Genomic DNA, 16,930 nt, shown 5'->3' with positions numbered 1-16,930 from the left:
CCCTGGCGCTGCCCGATCCCGGGCCCGATTTAGCGGGTCTCTGGCGCGGGAAGCTTGCCCTCCCAAGATACCGGCGCTTGCGGCGTCGAGTCGGTTGCCACGGCGGCCGGATCCGCATCGCGCGAGACGAGCAGCCCCTCGGCGCTCATCATCGGCAACGTCTCAAGCGTCGCGTTCGGGACGAGGTTGGGAGCGGTGAGCTCGGTGCGCGAGGCGAGGTCGCCCAGGACCGCGCCGTCGCTCAGACGGAGGGACGCGGGCTGCACGTTCTGCACCATGCCGAGCCCGGCCGCGTTCTCCGCGAGGTTCTGCGGGGAGGAGAGCTGGTCGACGTTCTGCTGCAGCACGCGCTCGACCCGAAGCAGGTCGCGCTGTTCGAGCTCGAGCGCGTCGCTTTCGTACGCGCCCTGCGAGATCGCGATGCTCAGTCCGAGCTGGGCCACCAGGATGACGAGCACGAGGCCCACCGCCGAGAAAGCGGCGAGCAGGGGGCGCCGGGTGCGCGATGCGGGTGCCCCGGTGATGGGAGCCAGGTGCGGCCGCGGGCGCTCGAGCCGTGTCGGCCGGCGGTCTGGGTTCAGGGCGAACCCCTGGAACCCCTCACGCAGCGGGCGCAGCTCGGCCTCGGTGACGGCGTTGGTCTGGCTCACGAGCGCTCCCGCAGCCGCTCGACCGCCCGCAAGCGGACGGGGATGGAGCGCGGGTTGATCTCGCGCTCGTCCTCACCCGCTTGCTCGGCGCCTCGAGTGAGGAGGCGGAACTCGGGACGGTGCTCGGGGAGCTCAACGGGGAGCCCGACGGGGGCGGTCGACTTCGTGCGCTTCGCAAGCTCACGCTTCACCAGGCGGTCTTCGAGGGACTGGTACGACATGATGACCGCGCGTCCCCCGACGTTCAGCAGGCGGAGGGCGGCGGGAATCGCGCGCTCGAGCACGGCGAGTTCGCCGTTCACCTCGATGCGCAGTGCCTGGAAGACGCGCTTCGCGGGGTGGCGAAGGTTGCGCACGGCCGCCGGTGTCGCGTCGTTCAGGATCTCGACGAGCTGACCGCTGCGCAGGATCGGCGCCTCGGCGCGGGCGGCGATGATGGCGCGGGCGTAGCGGGCCGCGAGGGGCTCGTCTCCGTACCGTTCGAACAGTTCACGCAGGCGCCCCTCGGGCGCCTCAGCGAGGATGTCGGCGGCGGTCTGGCCGTTCTCCTGGTCCATCCGCATGTCGAGCGGCGCGTCCTGGGCATACGCGAAGCCGCGCTCGGCCTCGTCCAGCTGCAGGGACGACACGCCGAGATCGAACAGAACGCCGTCGATGCGCTTGCGCCCCGTGCTGCGCACGGCGGGGATGATTTCGTCGTAGACGGTGCGCACGGGGACGAGCCGGTCGCCGAAGCGTGCCAGGCGTGCTCCCGCAATCGCGAGCGCATCGGGGTCGCGATCAAGCCCGATCACGGTCAGCTCGGGAAACCGCTCGAGCATCGCCTCCGTGTGGCCGCCCATGCCGAGCGTGCAGTCGACGATCACGGCGCCCGGGCGCTCGGCGACCGGAGCCAGCAGCTCGAGGCAGCGCTCAAGGAGCACGGGGACGTGGATTTCGTTCGGGTTTCGTTCAGTCATCATCGTTCGGGCCGTTGCCCTGCTCCCCTGACCCCTATCCATGCGACCGGTCACCGGGGAAGTGGCGACGGGGCGAATGGCCGGGGATCACGGGCCAGGATCAGAACATGCCCGGGATCACCTCCTCCTCGATCTCGGCGAATACGGCTTCTTGCTTGGCGAGGTAGGTCTCCCAGGCCTCGGCATCCCAAATCTCTGCACGGGCTCCGGCGCCGATCACCGCGAGGTCGCGGTTCAGGCCGGCGTACTCGCGCAGCGCGGTCGGGATGGTGACCCGGTTCTGCTTGTCCGGCGTCTCGGGGTGCGCCCCCGAGAGAAAGACACGCAGGTAATCGCGACCCTGCTTTGAGGCGAGCGGCGCCTGGCGGATCCGCTCGTGCATCTCGGCGAACTCCTGCTCGGAGAACACGTACAGGCAGTGCTCCTGCCCGCGGGTGATGACCAGGCCGCCCTGCAGCTCCTCGCGGAACTTGGCGGGCAAAATGACGCGACCCTTCTCATCGAGCTTCGGTGTGAAGGTTCCGAGGAACATCGCGCCACCTCCTTAAGTCTCCCTGGGATGCCTGGTGTCGCCACTTTACTCCACTTTCCACCACTTTCGGGGAAAGATCGCGTTATATATCGCCGCGATACCGCGAAAGCCCTGCTCAGGTGCCTGTTATCACGGGGAGCAAGGTGGAGGACGACAGCCCAAGGGGTCTCCAATTGGGCGCGTTTGCGCACGCCTGGGCACCCCATGCGCGGCAAATGGCTCCGCTGGGGAGCAAAGTGGAGCCGCTGCGAACCGCGGCTCACTCGGCCACGCCGCCCAGCCCTCCGTGATGACGAGTCCGGCCTACCACCGCGCGAGATGTCGGCGCGATCTACGTTCTCGGAGGCAGAAACGCCCGATACCCGCTCCGGGAACGCAGATTGCTCCGTGAAGTGGCGCCGCACGCACCCGGGGACGCAAAAACGGGGCCGGACCAATAGGTCACGACCCCGTTAAATGATGAAGATGGGCGCCTTAGCGCTCGCCCTCTTGGCGCTCTTCCCAGCGGCGTTCCATGCGCGCGCTGAACGACTCCCGCGCCTGCGCGGGCACCCCGCGCCCTGCCTGTTCGACGTGGCGCTGGTTTGACGGGGAGAGCATGTAGAGCACGCCGCCCAACATCGCCACGAATCCCAACAGCCCAATCCAGATCTGGCTCATCGCCACACCCAACACCAGCAACACCGCTCCGACAATCGCCAGAACAATGCCGATGACGATTGCGCGATAGTTGGGGCGATTGCGAACTCCTGGCGTGGTGCTCATGACGTCTGACTCGCTGCGGTAGAGGCTGCGTTCCATCTCTTCAAGCAAACGCTGCTCATGCTCGGACAGTGCCATAGCGCCCTCCCCTCAACCGATTTCGAATTTCCATGCTGCCTTCATCGTACCCCTGCGCATCGGGCTAAGCTAGGCAGGTGCACGAAACCACGCGACTCGCAGGGCTTCTCCAGGAACGTATCTCCGATCGAATCGCCGACCACCGGCGCGATCTTGAGCCGCTGGGCCCCGATGCCGTCCCGCTTCTCGACGAGGCAGCCAGCTTCCTGACCGGGGGCAAACGGTTCCGCGCCCAGTTCGCCGTGCTGGGTTACCGTGCCATCACCCCGCTCGAGTTGGACGGCGAGACCATCTCGCCTGAGCTCGACCTCCTGCTCGACGCCGCGTGTTCACTCGAACTCTTCCACGCCGCCGCGCTCATCCACGATGACATTATCGACCGCTCCGACACGCGCCGCGGTCGCCCCTCGGCGCACCGCCACTTCGCCGCGCTGCATAGCGATCGGCGCTGGTCGGGGCTCGCCGACCACTTCGGCGTCGCCGCCGCGATCTTGCTGGGCGACCTGCTGCAGTCGTGGGCCGACGAGATGATGCAGGGCGCGCTCGACGCGATTCCCGATCGCGCCGCCGCGAAGGCTGCCCGCGCCCACTTCAACCGCATGCGCAGCGAGGTCGCTGTCGGGCAGTACCTTGACGTGCTCGAAGAGCAGCAACCGCACTTCGCTGACGACGCGGAACAGCTTGAGCGCTCGACCCGCGTCCTCGTCTACAAATCGGCCAAGTACAGCGTCGAGGCTCCCCTGCTCATCGGCGCCGCGATCGCGGGCGCGAGCGACGAGCAGGAAGAGGCACTAGCCGACTTCGGCCTCCCCATCGGCGTGGCCTTCCAGCTGCGCGACGACGTGCTCGGCGTGTTCGGCGACGAGACACTCACCGGCAAGCCCAGCGGGGACGACCTGACGGAGGGCAAGCGCACCGTGCTCGTCACGCTCGCTCGTGGGGCCCTCCCCTCGGGCCCGCGGCGCATCTTCGACGACATGCACGGCACGCCCGACCTCGACCGCGAACAGATCGTGATGATGCAACGCACCATCCGCGACAGCGGGGCGCTCGATCGGGTCGAAGAAATGATCGCGCAAAACGTCGCGCTCGCCGGTCGCACGATCCAACTCGCGCCGATTCAAGCGGACGCGGCGGATGAGCTCGGCAAGCTCGCGACGCGCACGAGCCTCCGTCACGCCTAGTAGCCGTCGCACGTTCCACGCGAACACGCGTTTCGCGCGAGCGTGCCCCGACGCGCCCGGCGCGACCTCCGGGCCGAGTGAGAGAGCTTAGAAGGCGAGCGACTGCGCCGCGCGGCGCACCTGGGCCTTATGCCCGGCGATCAGCGAATCGATCGGGCGGCAGCCCAGCTCGTCGTTGTCGGCGAGCAGCCATTCGATCGCCTGGTCGTTCGAGAGACCGGCATCAGCCAGCTGGATCAGCGAGCCGCGCAGGCCCTCGAGGGTCTCGTTCTCGCGCACGAATTCGGCGGGAATCGACAGGACACCATCGATGCGAATGCCGGCGATGTACTGATCGCGCAGCAGGCCGCGGATCTTGCTGGGCGTCGACGAAAACCGCTCCACCAGGTCGGGAACGGTCAGATACTGAACTGCAGGGATCTCGGACACCCCTTAACTCTGCCATGAATCCGACCACACCGGCGCGCATCCAGCGTGAAGCATCCAGGTTTCCGTAGACTTCCGGCGTGACCTCCGCCCCTCCCGATCCGATGATCGGCCGCACGCTCGACGAGCGCTACGTGATTCGTTCGCGAATCGCCCGCGGCGGAATGGCGACGGTCTACCTCGCGAATGACCTGCGGCTCGAGCGGCGCGTCGCCATCAAGGTGATGCACGGCCATCTCGCCGATGACAACGCGTTCAAGCGTCGCTTCGTGCAAGAGGCCCGGAGCGCGGCCCGGCTTGCGCACCCCAACGTCGTCAATGTCTTCGACCAGGGACAGGACTCCGAAATGGCGTACCTCGTCATGGAGTACCTGCCCGGGATCACACTGCGCGACCTCCTCAAGCAGCAGACGCGTCTGACCGCTGACCAGGCGTACGAGATCGGCGAGGCCGTGCTCGCGGGCCTGGCCGCAGCTCACCACGCAGGGATCATGCACCGCGACCTCAAGCCAGAGAACGTGTTGCTCGCGGACGATGGGCGCATCAAGATTGGCGATTTCGGCCTCGCGCGCGTCGCGAGCGCGAATACGACGACGGGCCAGGCCCTGCTCGGCACAATCGCGTACCTCTCCCCCGAGCTCGTCACGCGCGGCATCGCCGATGCGCGCAGCGACGTCTACGCATTTGGCATCATGCTCTTCGAGATGCTCACCGGCCAGCAGCCCTTCCGGGGCGAAGAGGCTATGCGCATCGCGTACCAGCACGCGCACGACGACGTGCCCGCGCCCTCCACGCTGACGCCCGAGGCAACGCCGGAGCTCGACGAGCTCGTACGCTGGACGACCATTCGTGACCCCGACGCGCGGCCGAAGGACGCCGGCATTGTGCTCGAGCGCCTGCGCATCCTTCGCGCCGGCGGCCAGCACGCCCCGCTGGGCGCGACCCGGGTGCTGCCCATCGCCGAGCTTGGTGCGACCTCCGCGACCACCATCCTGCAGCCCGGCAACTTCACCGAGGTGATCGGCCAGAGCACCGGCCCAACGCCCGCGCCCGCCGCGACGAGCCCGCAGACTTCGCTGTCGCTTGCACGCGAGCAGGCAACCAAGCGCCGCACCCGCGGTTGGATCCTGGTCTCCGCCGCCCTCGTCGCGGCCCTCGCAGCGGGCGGCGCCGGCTGGTGGTTCGGCCAGGGACCGGGATCGAACGTGCAGGTCCCCGATGTCGCGGGCCAGAGCATCGAGGCGGCCACGCAGACCCTGACCGAGCGCACGCTCCAGGTCACGGTGGCGGACTGCCCGAGCCTCGACATCGAGTCCGGCCTCGCCGGGGCAACGACCCCGGATGCCGGGGCCCGGGTCGAGCGCGGCAGCGCCATCACGCTCTGCCGTTCGACGGGCCCTGAGCTCCTCGCGGTTCCCGCCCTCATCGGCATGACCGAGGACGAGGCCGAACAGGCCATCACCGATGCGCGCTTCACCTTCGGCGAGGTGTTGGAACACCGCTTTGGCGACGAGCCGCGTGGCCAGGTCATCGCCGCCCTCAACGAGCAGGGCGAGGGCATTGGCGCCGAGTACCCCGAGCGCTCGCGTATCGATCTGATCGTCTCTGCTGGCCCCGCGCCGGACGTGGTCGGAGCAGACGTCGCCGACGCCACCGATCGCCTCACGCAGGCCGGTCTCGTGGTGACCGACACCCTCAACGGGGCGGAGCACCACGCCGAGATTTCCGAGGGCAAGGTCGTGCGCTTTGTCTTCGAGGGCGACATTCTCCGCACGGGCGCGCCAGTCGGGCTCGTGCTGTCGCTCGGGCCCGAACTGTTCGAGGTACCCGACGTGACAGGCATGACGTTGCAGGAGGCCATGGACACGCTGTCCGCGGCCGGATTCTCCCCCTCGACCCTCGTACCCGACCAATTCCGGGACTTCGCCAAGGCGACCGGCACCACCCCGAAAGCGGGCGAGAAGGTCGCGGCCGGCACCGAGATCCGCGTGAAGGCCGCGCTCGACCTCTAGGCGCCGACCAGTTCCTCCGACTGCTGACACTGCGCCGCATCGCCATGCCCGCGCAAACGCACAACGCCCGGGCGGATCCTGTGGATCGTCCCGGGCGTTGTGCGCGCCGTACTAGCGTGCCAGTTTGAGCTCTTCCGCCACTTGGAAGGCGAGCTCGAGCGACTGCATGTGGTTCAGGCGCGGGTCGCACAGCGACTCGTACTTGGTGCCGAGCGTCGCTTCATCGATGTTCTCGGAACCGCCGAGGCACTCGGTGACGTCGTCTCCCGTGAGCTCGATGTGGATGCCGCCGGGGAACGTGCCGACCTCACGGTGCGACTCGAAGAAGCCCTTGAGCTCGTCCATCACGTCGTCGAAGCGTCGCGTCTTGTAGCCGGTCGGCGTCGTGATGCCGTTGCCGTGCATCGGGTCGGTCACCCAGAGTGGCAGCGCGCCCGAGTCCTTGACGCCCTGCAGCAAGCCGGGCAACACGTCGCGGATCTTGCCCGCACCCATCCGCGTGATGAAGGTCAGGCGGCCGGGCTCGCGCTCAGGGTCGAGCTTGTCGATGAGGCGCAGCGCGTCATCGACCGTACTGGTCGGGCCGAGCTTCACGCCGATGGGGTTGCGCAGCTTCGAGAGGAACTCGACGTGCGCGCCGTCGAGTTCGCGGGTCCGCTCACCGATCCAGAGGAAGTGACCCGAGGTGCCGTAGGGCAGGCTCGTGCGCGAGTCGATGCGGGTCAACGGGCGCTCGTAATCGAGCAGCAGCGCCTCGTGGCTCACGAAGAACTCGGTGCGGCGCAGCTCCGAGAAGTCGGCGCCGCAGGCGATCATGAACCGCACGGCGCGGTCGATCTCTGCCGCGAGCGACTCGTAGCGGCGATTCGCCGGGTTCGAGACGAAGCCTTTGTTCCACTCGTGCACCTGGCGCAGGTCGGCAAAGCCGCCCTGGGTAAAGGCGCGCACGAGATTCAGCGTCGAGGCGGCCATGTGGTAGCCGCGCACCAGGCGCTGCGGGTCGGCGGCGCGGGACTCGGGGGTGAAGTCGTAGCCGTTCACGACGTCGCCGCGGTATGCGGGCAGCGTGAGCTCGCCGCGCGTCTCGGTATCGCTCGAGCGCGGTTTCGCGAACTGGCCGGCCATGCGCCCGACTTTGATCACGGGCATGGAAGCGCCGTACGTGAGCACGACGGCCATCTGGAGCAGCGTCTTCACACGGTCGCGAATCTGGTCGGCGGTAGCTCCAGCGAACGTCTCGGCGCAGTCGCCGCCCTGCAGGAGGAACGCCTCACCGCGTGCGGCCTGCGCCAGGCGCTCACGCAACTGGTCGACCTCGCCGGCAAACACCAGCGGCGGCTGCGAGGCGAGCTCGCTCTTCGCGGACGCCAGCGCTTCAGTGTCCAGCCAGGTGGGCTGTTGCTTGGCGGCGAGCGCCTGATAGCTGTCGAGGTCCGCAAAGGCGCGGTCTTCGGTGGCTTGACTCAGGATGGGTTCGCTCGTCACGATCGTGGCACTCACTTTCGGCAGGATCCCCGCGATGTTGCGGGTTGCCTCAGCCTACTATCGCGAGGTGGGTGCCATGCGCGCGCGTACGCTCGAAGCGTAGACGTCGACGTATTCCTGGCCGCTGAGCTGCTGGATTTCGTACATGATCTCGTCGGTCACGCTGCGCAACACAAAGCGGTCGGCGCTCATGTCGGCGAAGCGGCTGAAATCGAGCGGGCGCCCGATGACCGTGCCGATCCTGCGCACCCGCGGGATCTTGCGGCCAATCGGCATCGCCTTCTCGGTGTCGATCATGACGACGGGGACGACCGTGGCGCCGGATTCGAGGACGAGCCTGGCAACGCCCGTGCGGCCGCGGTAGAGGCGCGCGTCGGGGCTGCGGGTGCCCTCGGGGTACATCGCGAGCATCTCGCCGCGGTCGAGCACCTGGAGGCCCGTGTTCAGGGAGGCCTCCGAGGCCTTGCCACCCGAGCGGTCGATCGGAATCTGGCCGGTTGAGAGCATGAAGTGCTTGACGAACCAACCGCCGAGCCCCTTGCCGGTGAAATAATCACTCTTCGCAAGGAACGACACGCGCCGCTCGATCATGAGCGGCAGGAAAAACGAATCGATCACCGAGAGGTGGTTGCCGACCAGAATGACCGGCCCTTTCTCGGGGATGTGCTCAGCGCCTTCGACCCACGGCCGGAACACGGTCTTGACGAGCGGACCGATCAGTAGGTGCTTCAGAATCCAGTAGACCACGGACACCGACCCTCTCTTGAAACCTCACGGATCAGGATATACCGCACAACGCACTTTCCCGGGCATGCGTGTCGCTCACTAAGGTAGTGAGCAACGTAACCCCGCTGGCGCCACCGCGCCAACCGTCTGCGGACGGCCAGGTATCAAAGGAGCTACCGTGAACCTTGTCGAAGGTCCCCTCATCATTCCCCGGAACCCCGATCTGAATGTGAGCGATCTACTCGAGCGCCGGGTGAAGCTCACCCCAAACCTCGCGTTGTTCGCGCTGCCCGACGGTGACGGCTGGCGAGACCAGAGCGCCGCGGACTTCCGCGCGGCGGTCGTCGCCCTCGCGAAGGGCTTCGTCGCCGCAGGCGTGCAGCCGGGCGACAAGATCGCGTTCATCTGTAAGACGAAGTACGAGTGGACCCTCGTGGACTTCGCGATCTTCTACGCGGGCGCGGTGATGGTGCCGGTCTACGACACCTCCTCGCCGCTGCAGATCCACTGGGCGCTGCAGGATTCGGGTGCGCGCGCCATCCTGACTGAGGAGAAGGCACACTTCGAGCGCTTCGCGGAGGTCAAGGGCGACCTTCCCGGCGTCGATCTCGTCTGGCGCATGGACACCGGAGCGCTCGCTGAGCTCGTGGCTGGCGGCGCCGAGGTTCCCGACGAGGAGATCGAGCGGCGCCGCAGTCTCGCCAAGGGCGACGACATCGCAACGCTCATCTACACCTCGGGCTCGACGGGGCGCCCGAAGGGCTGCGTGCTGACGCACTCGAACTTCGCAGAGCTGTCCGTCAACGCCGAGGTCGCCCTCGGCGAGGTCATCGAGGAGGGAGCGTCGACGCTGCTCTTCATCACCCTCGCGCACGTGTTCGCCCGGTTCATCTCGATCTTGGCGGTCACCGGCGGCGTCCGCGTCGGGCACCAGGCCGACACCACTCAACTGCTTCCGGCGCTCGGCTCGTTCAAACCGACCTTCCTGCTCGCGGTCCCCCGCGTATTCGAGAAGGTCTACAACTCGTCCGAGCAGAAGGCCGAGGCCGGCGGCAAAGGCAAAATCTTCCGCGCGGCGGCACACACTGCGGTGGCGTACTCGCAGGCTGGCGAGGCCGGAAAGATCCCGCTCGGGCTCAAGCTCAAGTTCGCTGTGCTCGATCGACTCGTGCTGTCGAAGCTGCGCGCAGCGCTCGGCGGTCGCGTGAAGTTCGCGGTCTCGGGCTCTGCGCCGCTCAGCCCCTACCTCGGCCACTTCTACCACTCGCTCGGCATCAAGATCCTTGAGGGCTACGGCCTCACCGAGACGACGGCGCCCGCGACCGTCAACCGTCCAAGCAAGTTCAAGATCGGCACGGTCGGCCCAGCGATGCCCGGCACGACCCTCCGCATCGCCGAGGACGGCGAGGTGCAGGTCAAGGGCATCCCGGTCTTCAAGGAGTATTGGAACAACCCCGAGGCGACCAAGGAGGCCTTCACCGAGGACGGCTTCTTCCGCACGGGCGACCTGGGCGTGTTCGACTCGGACGGCTACCTGAAGATCACCGGGCGCAAGAAGGAGATCCTCGTCACCGCGGGCGGCAAGAATGTCTCGCCCGCCCAGCTCGAAGACCCGATTCGCTCGAACTCCCTCGTCGGGCAGGTCGTCGTCGTGGGCGACAAGAAGCCGTTCATTGCGGCACTCATCACCCTCGACTCCGACATGCTCCCCGCGTGGCTCGCGAACAACGGCGAGGACGCGAACATGCCGCTGATCGAGGCGACAAGAAACCCGAAGGTGCTCGCCGAGATCCAGCGGGCGGTCGACGCCGGCAACGCCTACGTGTCGCGCGCGGAGTCGGTACGAAAGTTCGTGGTACTGCCCACCGAGTTCACCGAGTCGAGCGGCCACCTGACGCCGAAGCTCAGCATCAAGCGCGCCGTCATCGTGAGCGACTTCGCCGGCGAGATCTCGAAGCTGTATGGCGAGAACCCGCAGACCGAGGCGGTCGACGTCCCGCGCTAGCGTTCGTTCTGCAGGTAAGCGAGCACCGCGAGCACGCGGCGGTGCTCGCTTCCTGCGTCGACGAGGCCCAACTTCTGGAAGATCGACGTGACGTGCTTCTCGACGGCACCCGTGCCGACGAAGAGGCGCTCGGCGATACCCGAGTTCGTCCGCCCCTCGGCCATGAGTCCCAGTACCTCGCGCTCGCGGGGAGTCAGCGCGTCCTGGGGGCTGTTCCTGCGCGTCATCAGTTCCCGCACGACCTCCGGATCCAGCACCGTCCCACCCGCCCGCACACAGGCCACCGCGTCCTCCAGCTCGTCAAGCGAGGCCACTCGGTCCTTCAGGAGGTAGCCGAGACCGCCGGCACGACCCGACCGAGGCGGCTCTGCCTGGAGCAGCTCCCGCGTATAGCTGCCTTCCACATACTGACTGAGCAGCAGGATGCCGATCTCGGGGTGCCGACGCCGCAGCGCGAGCGCCGCCTGGACGCCCTCGTCGCGAAAGGTCGGCGGCATGCGCACGTCGAGCACCGCGAGCTCGGGCCGCGTCTGGTCAAGCTCGGCGAGCAGCGTCTCGGCTTCGCCATAGGCGGCGACCGTGTCGTATCCGGCCTCTGCGAAGAGCCGCACAAGCCCCTCGCGCAACAACAGCGAGTCTTCGGCAAGCACCAAGCGCAGCGCGGGTGGAGGAGCTGAGTTCGTCACACTCCCACGCTAGCGCCCTAGCGGCACTCGCGCGGTGACGCGGGTCGGGCCACCGTCTGGGCTCTCCACGCTGAGCTCACCGAGCAGGCCTCCCAGGCGGTCGGCGAGGCCACGCAGGCCGTGCCCATCCTCAAACGAAGCACCTCCGGTGCCGTTGTCCTCGACCCGCAGCACGAGCTCTCTCCCCGCCCTGCCGTCGGACCGGTCCGAGAGCTCGAGCCGGATCCCGTCCGCGCCCGAGTGCTTCGCGACGTTCGTGAGCAGCTCGGCGGCCACGAAGTAGGCGCTGCGCTCGACCTCAGGGGCGAGCACGAGCTCGGGCGAGAGATCCCGCACGAACTCGACCGGGATCGGGCTGCGTGCCGCGAGAGACTCGAGGCCCGCGACCAGGCCGCGATCCTGCAAAATCGGCGGGGCAAACCCGCGCGACAGTGCGCGGAGCTCTTCGAGCGTGTCGTGGGCCTGCCCGCGCGCCTCGCCGAGCAATGCACGGGCCGCCTCGGGGTCCCGCTCGAGGCTGCGCTCCGCGCTCGCGAGATCCATCTGCAGGCGCACGAGGCGCTGTTGCGGGCCATCGTGGATGTCGCGCTCCAGGCGTCGCAGCGACTGGTCCTCGGCCTGCACCGCGGCGCCCCGGGACGCGCTGAGCGCGGCGACCTCAGCGCGCAGCGCGTCGCCCCGGCCCGCCGAAAGGAGGCCGCGCGCGGCGCCCTGGTGGGCCAGCGTCAGCAGGCGGGCGACCAGCGGCAGCGTCGCCAGGGCGAAGATCCCGACGACGAGGTTGAACACGCTCTCCCCGAGTCGCGGGTCGATCTCCCAGCCGTTGCCTGGGAACATCCAGTCGAGAATGACGCGATGCAGGAGGATGTTGCCGTCGTTTGCCGGCAAGAAGCCCTGCCAGAACCAATAGCTGAAGCCGCCGAGCGCCATCGCGACCCAGGTCACGGTGACGCACCAGGTGGTGATGCCGATGATCGGCTGCACGATCCAGCCATGCAGGAGGTAGCGCTAGGAGGCCCCGTCGCGCAGCGGCGCGAGTGTCCGGCTCCAGAACCCGGCGCCCGGCGTCGACCTCGGCCAACGTGGGCCGGTGATCGCGGGCTGGCCCGCGGCGGCAAGCCGTCGCAGCTCGAGCGCCCCAAAGCCGCGCGCGGCGTGCATCGCGGCGACCAGGACGAAGAGGCCGCCCACGAAGACCGCAAGCGACAGGCCGAGCGAAACGAGCGTCGTGAAGACGACGAGGCCGGCGACCCCGATCGGCAGCCCGAGCAGCAGGAACGCGAGCTCGCGCGGCATCCCCGACCAGAGCCCGGAGAACGCCGCGCGAGGCGGATCCTGGGAGGCGGGCACAGCGGGCGAGTCGGCGCGATCGATCATGTGACTATCTTCCCTGGCCAGCCAGCCCCGGCACAGCCGGCGCTCCCCCGAACCTGGCCGGGGGTTTTCCCCACCCTAGAACCAGGTGGACGAACGGATCTGCCGCATCGCCTCGCCGCGACTCTCCCGGTCCAGGCGATTCAGGTAGAGCTTCCCCTCGAGGTGGTCGCACTCGTGCTGGAGCGCCTGCGCCATCAGGCCCTCGCCCGAGATCACCACTTCGTTGCCGTCGAGGTCGATGCCGCGGACAGTGGCGCGCGGGTAGCGGTCAACCGAGAACCACAGCTCGGGCACGGACAGGCAGCCCTCGCCCGTCGGCTCGGGCTCGCCCTCGAGCGCCACAATCTCGGGATTGAGCACGTAGCTGATCTCGCCGTCGATGTTCAGGCTGAACGCCCGCACGGTGTGGCCGATCTGGGTGGCCGCGAGGCCGGCCCGCCCGTCAAACGCGACCGTGTCGAGCAAATCGGTCACCAGCGCGCGCACGCCGTCGTCGATCACTTCGATCGTGCTGCACGGCGTGCGCAGCACGGGATCACCGAACGTCCGAATTTCGCGAACCGCCACCGAGTTACTCCTTGTCGATCACCACGAGCAGGTCGCCCGCCTCCACCGGCCGGGTGCCGGTGAACAGGATCCGCGCCACCTTCCCCGCGTGGGGAGCAGTGATCGCGGCCTCCATCTTCATTGCTTCGATCGTAGCGACTGGCTGGCCGGCGGCGACCTCGTCGCCCGCCGCGGCCTTCAGCGTGACGGTCCCCGAGAAGGGGGCAGCGACGTGCGCCGGGTCGGTGCGATCGGCCTTCTCCGCGACGGCGACCGTGACCGCGATGCTGCGATCCTTCGCAAACACCGGGCGCAGTTGACCGTTCACGCGCACCATCACCGTGCGCACGCCCTTGTCGTCAGCCTCGCCGATCGCTTCGAGCCCCACGAAGAGGCGCACCCCGCGGGCGAGGTCCACGACGTGCTCCTCGCCCACCTCGAGCCCGTAGAGGAAGTCGTTTGTGTCGAGCACGGAGAGGTCGCCGAAGCGCTCACGAGCCGCATGGAACTGCGCTGTCGGCTGCGGGAACAGCAGGCGGTTGAGCGCGTCCCGCCGCGCGGAGCTGTCCCCGTCGAGTGCCGCCTGATCCTCGGGCGACACGTCCGCGATGGGCAAGCGCACCTCGCGACCGGCGAGCACCTTCGTACGGAACGGCTCGGGCCAGCCGCCGGGCAGCTCACCGAGCTCGCCGGCGAGGAAGCCGACCACTGAGTCGGGAATGTCGTAGCGTTCGGGGTGCGCCTCGAAGTCGGCCGGGTCGGCGTCCACCGCGGCGAGGTGCAGCGCAAGGTCGCCCACGACCTTCGAGGACGGCGTCACCTTCGGCACACGACCCAGGATCCGGTCGGCCGCCGCGTACATGTCTTCGATTTTCTCGAAGTCATCGGCGAGGCCGAGCGCGATGGCCTGCTGGCGCAGGTTGGACAGTTGTCCACCGGGAATTTCGTGCGTGTAGACGCGCCCCGTGGGGCCGGGCAGACCGGACTCGAACGGACGATAGCTCGTGCGCACCGCCTGCCAGTACGGCTCGAGCGCCTGCACCGCGTCTCCGTCCAACTCGGTGTCCCGTTCGGTGTCGGCGAGCGCGGCGACGAGCGCCGAGAGTGATGGCTGGCTCGTCGTGCCGGCCATCGGGGCGCTCGCCACATCGACGGCGTCAACGCCGGCGCGCGCCGCGGCGAGCAAGGTGGCGAGCTGGCCACCGGCGGTGTCGTGGGTGTGCAGGTGCACCGGCAGGTCGAACCGCTCGCGAAGCGCCGTGACGAGGCGCTCCGCCGCGACCGGGCGCAGGAGGCCGGCCATGTCCTTGATCGCGAGCACGTGCGCGCCCGCGTCCACGATGCGCTCCGCGAGGCGCAGGTAGTAGTCGAGCGTGTAGAGGTCCTCTGCGGGGCTCAGCAGGTTGCCCGTGTAGCAGAGCGCTACCTCGGCCACCGCGGTACCCGTGTCCCGCACCGCGTCGATGGCGACCCGCATCTGTTCGACGTCGTTCAGCGCGTCAAAGATGCGGAAGATGTCGACGCCCGTGCTCGCGGCCTCACGCACGAACGCCTCGGCCACCTGGCGGGGGTAGGGGGTGTAACCGACCGTGTTCTGCCCGCGCAGCAGCATCTGAATCGCAATGTTGGGCATGAGCTCACGCATCGCGGCGAGCCGGTCCCAGGGGTCCTCCGCGAGGAAGCGGAGGGCGACGTCGTAGGTCGCACCACCCCAGGCCTCGACCGAGAGGAGTTTCGGAGTGAGTCGGGCCACATGAGGGGCGACGGCCGCGAGGTCTCGGGTGCGCACCCGCGTGGCGAGCAGCGACTGGTGCGCGTCGCGGAACGTCGTCTCCGTTACCGCGACCGCGGTCTGGTTGCGCAGCGCCCGCGCGAAGCCCTCGGGGCCCAGCTCGAGCAGGCGCTGGCGGCTCCCCGCAGGGGCGGGCTGCGCGAGATCAAGCGTCGGCAGCTTGGCCGCCGCCGAGACCGCGCTTGGGCGTTCCCCGTTCGGGTGGTTCACGGTGACGTCGGCGAGGTGCTGCAGCAGCTTCGTGGCGCGATCCTGCGGCTTGTTCTGGCTGAGGAGCTCGGGACGTTCCTCAATGAACGCGGTGCTCACGTTCCCCGCGCGGAACGAGGGGTCGTCGAGCACAGCCTGCAGGAAGGGAATGTTCGTCGCGACACCGCGGATGCGGAACTCGGCGAGGGCGCGGCGGGCCCGCACGACAGCGCTCGGGAAGTCGCGACCGCGGCAGGTGAGCTTGGCGAGCATCGAATCAAAGTGGGGGCTGATGTGTGCGCCCGGGTTGATCGTGCCGCCGTCAAGACGCACCCCGCTGCCGCCCGGCGACCGGTACGTCGTGATGCGGCCGAGGTCGGGGCGGAAGCCGTCCGCCGGGTCCTCCGTCGTGATGCGGCACTGCAGCGCGAAGCCACGCAGCTGAATCTTGTCTTGCGTCAGGCCCAGCTCCTCGAGCGTCTCGCCCGCGGCGATCCGCATCTGGGACTGCACGAGGTCAACGTCCGTCACCTCCTCGGTCACGGTGTGCTCGACCTGGATCCGCGGGTTCATCTCGATGAAGACGTGCTGGCCGGCGCGCTCCCCCTCAGTGTCGACGAGGAACTCAACCGTGCCGGCGTTCACGTAGTTGATTGAGCGAGCGAACGCGATCGCGTCGCGCGTCAGTTCGTCGCGAAGGGCGGGGTCGAGGTTCGGCGCCGGGGCCATCTCGATGACCTTCTGGTGGCGGCGCTGCACGGAGCAGTCGCGTTCGTAGAGGTGCACCGTGGCGCCCGTGTGGTCCGCCAGCACCTGCACCTCGATGTGGCGGGGCAGCAGCACCGCCTGCTCGATAAACATGGTGGAATCGCCAAACGCGCTCGCGGCCTCTCGCATCGCCGCTTCGAGGGCATCACGCAGATCCTCACGGCGTTCGACCCGACGCATGCCGCGCCCGCCGCCGCCGGCGACGGCCTTCGCGAAAACGGGGAACCCAATCTCCTCGGCGCCGGCGATCAACACATCGAGATCCTGCGACGGCGGGGTCGAGCGCAACACGGGAACGCCCGCCGCGATCGCGTGCGTCTTCGCGGCGACCTTGTCCCCCGCCATCTCGAGCGCGACGCGCCCCGGGCCGATGAAGACAATGCCGGCGGCCTCGGCAGCGGCGGCAAGCTCAGGGTTTTCCGAGAGGAAGCCGTAGCCCGGGTAGATCGCGTCCGCTCCCGACTCCTTCGCGACTCGGATAATCTCCGCAACGTCGAGGTAGGCCCGTACTGGGTGTCCGACTTCGCCGATCTGATAGGCCTCGTCGGCCTTCAGCCGGTGCAACGAATTGCGGTCCTCGTAGGGGAACACGGCGACCGTTTTCGCCCCGAGCTCAAACGCCGCGCGGAAGGCGCGAATCGCGATCTCGCCTCTGTTGGCAACCAAAATCTTCCGAAACACGCGACACTCCTTCGGGCCGTACAGATGGAAAAAGTCCATGGCGGCCGGTGAAAGCACACCGTTCTTCAGCCT

Annotated in this window: 14 protein-coding genes and 1 pseudogene; 3 read left to right on the top strand and 12 right to left on the bottom strand. The window is 68.3% G+C overall.

From position 1 onward, the window contains the following. Nucleotides 1-29: 29 nt before the first annotated feature. From JW030_RS05125 to JW030_RS05110, 4 genes are all read right to left on the bottom strand, one after another. Nucleotides 30-650 (bottom strand): hypothetical protein, encoded by a 621-nt coding sequence (locus JW030_RS05125; protein WP_188044997.1) that lies wholly within the window; start codon nt 648-650, stop codon nt 30-32. After that, nucleotides 647-1,612 (bottom strand): 16S rRNA (cytosine(1402)-N(4))-methyltransferase RsmH, encoded by a 966-nt coding sequence (rsmH, locus tag JW030_RS05120; RefSeq protein WP_241095568.1) that lies wholly within the window; start codon nt 1,610-1,612, stop codon nt 647-649. The genes JW030_RS05125 and rsmH overlap by 4 nt, the downstream gene beginning before the upstream one ends. Nucleotides 1,613-1,709: 97 nt before the next feature. Beyond that, entirely contained in the window at nt 1,710-2,141 is a 432-nt protein-coding gene (gene mraZ / locus JW030_RS05115) for a division/cell wall cluster transcriptional repressor MraZ (RefSeq protein ID WP_188044998.1), read from the bottom strand. 474 nt (nt 2,142-2,615) lie between these two features. Further along, on the bottom strand, nt 2,616-2,981 hold the full coding sequence (locus tag JW030_RS05110) for a DUF3040 domain-containing protein (RefSeq protein WP_188044999.1): 366 nt from the start codon (nt 2,979-2,981) through the stop codon (nt 2,616-2,618). 77 nt (nt 2,982-3,058) lie between these two features. Here JW030_RS05110 and JW030_RS05105 point away from each other — a divergent pair, with 77 nt between their 5' ends. Further along, nucleotides 3,059-4,165, top strand: coding sequence for a polyprenyl synthetase family protein (locus tag JW030_RS05105; RefSeq protein ID WP_188045000.1), 1,107 nt, complete (start codon nt 3,059-3,061; stop codon nt 4,163-4,165). An 87-nt stretch (nt 4,166-4,252) separates the two neighbouring features. On the opposite strand, the gene JW030_RS05100 is transcribed toward JW030_RS05105, so the two are convergent. After that, complete coding sequence (locus JW030_RS05100) at nt 4,253-4,594, bottom strand: Rv2175c family DNA-binding protein (RefSeq protein ID WP_188045001.1); 342 nt, start codon at nt 4,592-4,594, stop codon at nt 4,253-4,255. 77 nt (nt 4,595-4,671) lie between these two features. Here JW030_RS05100 and pknB point away from each other — a divergent pair, with 77 nt between their 5' ends. Continuing rightward, nucleotides 4,672-6,603: a Stk1 family PASTA domain-containing Ser/Thr kinase gene (gene pknB / locus JW030_RS05095; RefSeq protein ID WP_241095567.1), complete on the top strand. Its 1,932-nt coding sequence runs from the start codon at nt 4,672-4,674 to the stop codon at nt 6,601-6,603. Nucleotides 6,604-6,714: 111 nt separating this feature from the next. On the opposite strand, the gene JW030_RS05090 is transcribed toward pknB, so the two are convergent. Both JW030_RS05090 and JW030_RS05085 read right to left on the bottom strand, forming a co-directional pair. Then, a complete protein-coding gene (locus JW030_RS05090; protein ID WP_370567021.1) occupies nt 6,715-8,073 on the bottom strand; it encodes a class II 3-deoxy-7-phosphoheptulonate synthase in 1,359 nt (452 codons plus the stop codon). Between the two features lie 72 nt (nt 8,074-8,145). Beyond that, nucleotides 8,146-8,835, bottom strand: coding sequence for a 1-acyl-sn-glycerol-3-phosphate acyltransferase (locus JW030_RS05085; RefSeq protein ID WP_188045002.1), 690 nt, complete (start codon nt 8,833-8,835; stop codon nt 8,146-8,148). 157 nt (nt 8,836-8,992) lie between these two features. Here JW030_RS05085 and JW030_RS05080 point away from each other — a divergent pair, with 157 nt between their 5' ends. Further along, nucleotides 8,993-10,819 carry a long-chain fatty acid--CoA ligase gene (locus JW030_RS05080; RefSeq protein WP_188045003.1) on the top strand — a complete coding sequence of 609 codons (1,827 nt, stop codon included), beginning with the start codon at nt 8,993-8,995 and terminating at the stop codon, nt 10,817-10,819. Here JW030_RS05080 and JW030_RS05075 read toward each other — a convergent pair. The 5 genes and pseudogenes from JW030_RS05075 to JW030_RS05060 all read right to left on the bottom strand — a co-directional run bounded on the left by JW030_RS05075 (nt 10,816) and on the right by JW030_RS05060 (nt 16,858). After that, nucleotides 10,816-11,505 (bottom strand): response regulator transcription factor, encoded by a 690-nt coding sequence (locus tag JW030_RS05075; protein WP_188045004.1) that lies wholly within the window; start codon nt 11,503-11,505, stop codon nt 10,816-10,818. The two genes, JW030_RS05080 and JW030_RS05075, sit on opposite strands and share 4 nt — an antisense overlap. Before the next feature lie 9 nt (nt 11,506-11,514). Next, on the bottom strand, nt 11,515-12,129 hold the full coding sequence (locus JW030_RS13510; protein WP_256434444.1) for a sensor histidine kinase: 615 nt from the start codon (nt 12,127-12,129) through the stop codon (nt 11,515-11,517). A 78-nt stretch (nt 12,130-12,207) separates the two neighbouring features. Next, nucleotides 12,208-12,801, bottom strand: a pseudogene (locus JW030_RS13505) (sensor domain-containing protein); the annotation flags it as partial. A 156-nt stretch (nt 12,802-12,957) separates the two neighbouring features. Then, nucleotides 12,958-13,449: a peptide deformylase gene (gene def / locus JW030_RS05065; RefSeq protein WP_188045005.1), complete on the bottom strand. Its 492-nt coding sequence runs from the start codon at nt 13,447-13,449 to the stop codon at nt 12,958-12,960. A 4-nt stretch (nt 13,450-13,453) separates the two neighbouring features. Beyond that, complete coding sequence (locus tag JW030_RS05060) at nt 13,454-16,858, bottom strand: pyruvate carboxylase (RefSeq protein ID WP_188045006.1); 3,405 nt, start codon at nt 16,856-16,858, stop codon at nt 13,454-13,456. Nucleotides 16,859-16,930 lie beyond the last annotated feature (72 nt).

Origin of the sequence: Leucobacter sp. CX169 (assembly GCF_017161405.1) — a bacterium.
Lineage (GTDB): Bacteria > Actinomycetota > Actinomycetes > Actinomycetales > Microbacteriaceae > Cx-87.
The sequence above is the reverse complement of the archived record's forward strand: the minus strand, read 5'-3'. Positions and strand labels throughout refer to the sequence as shown.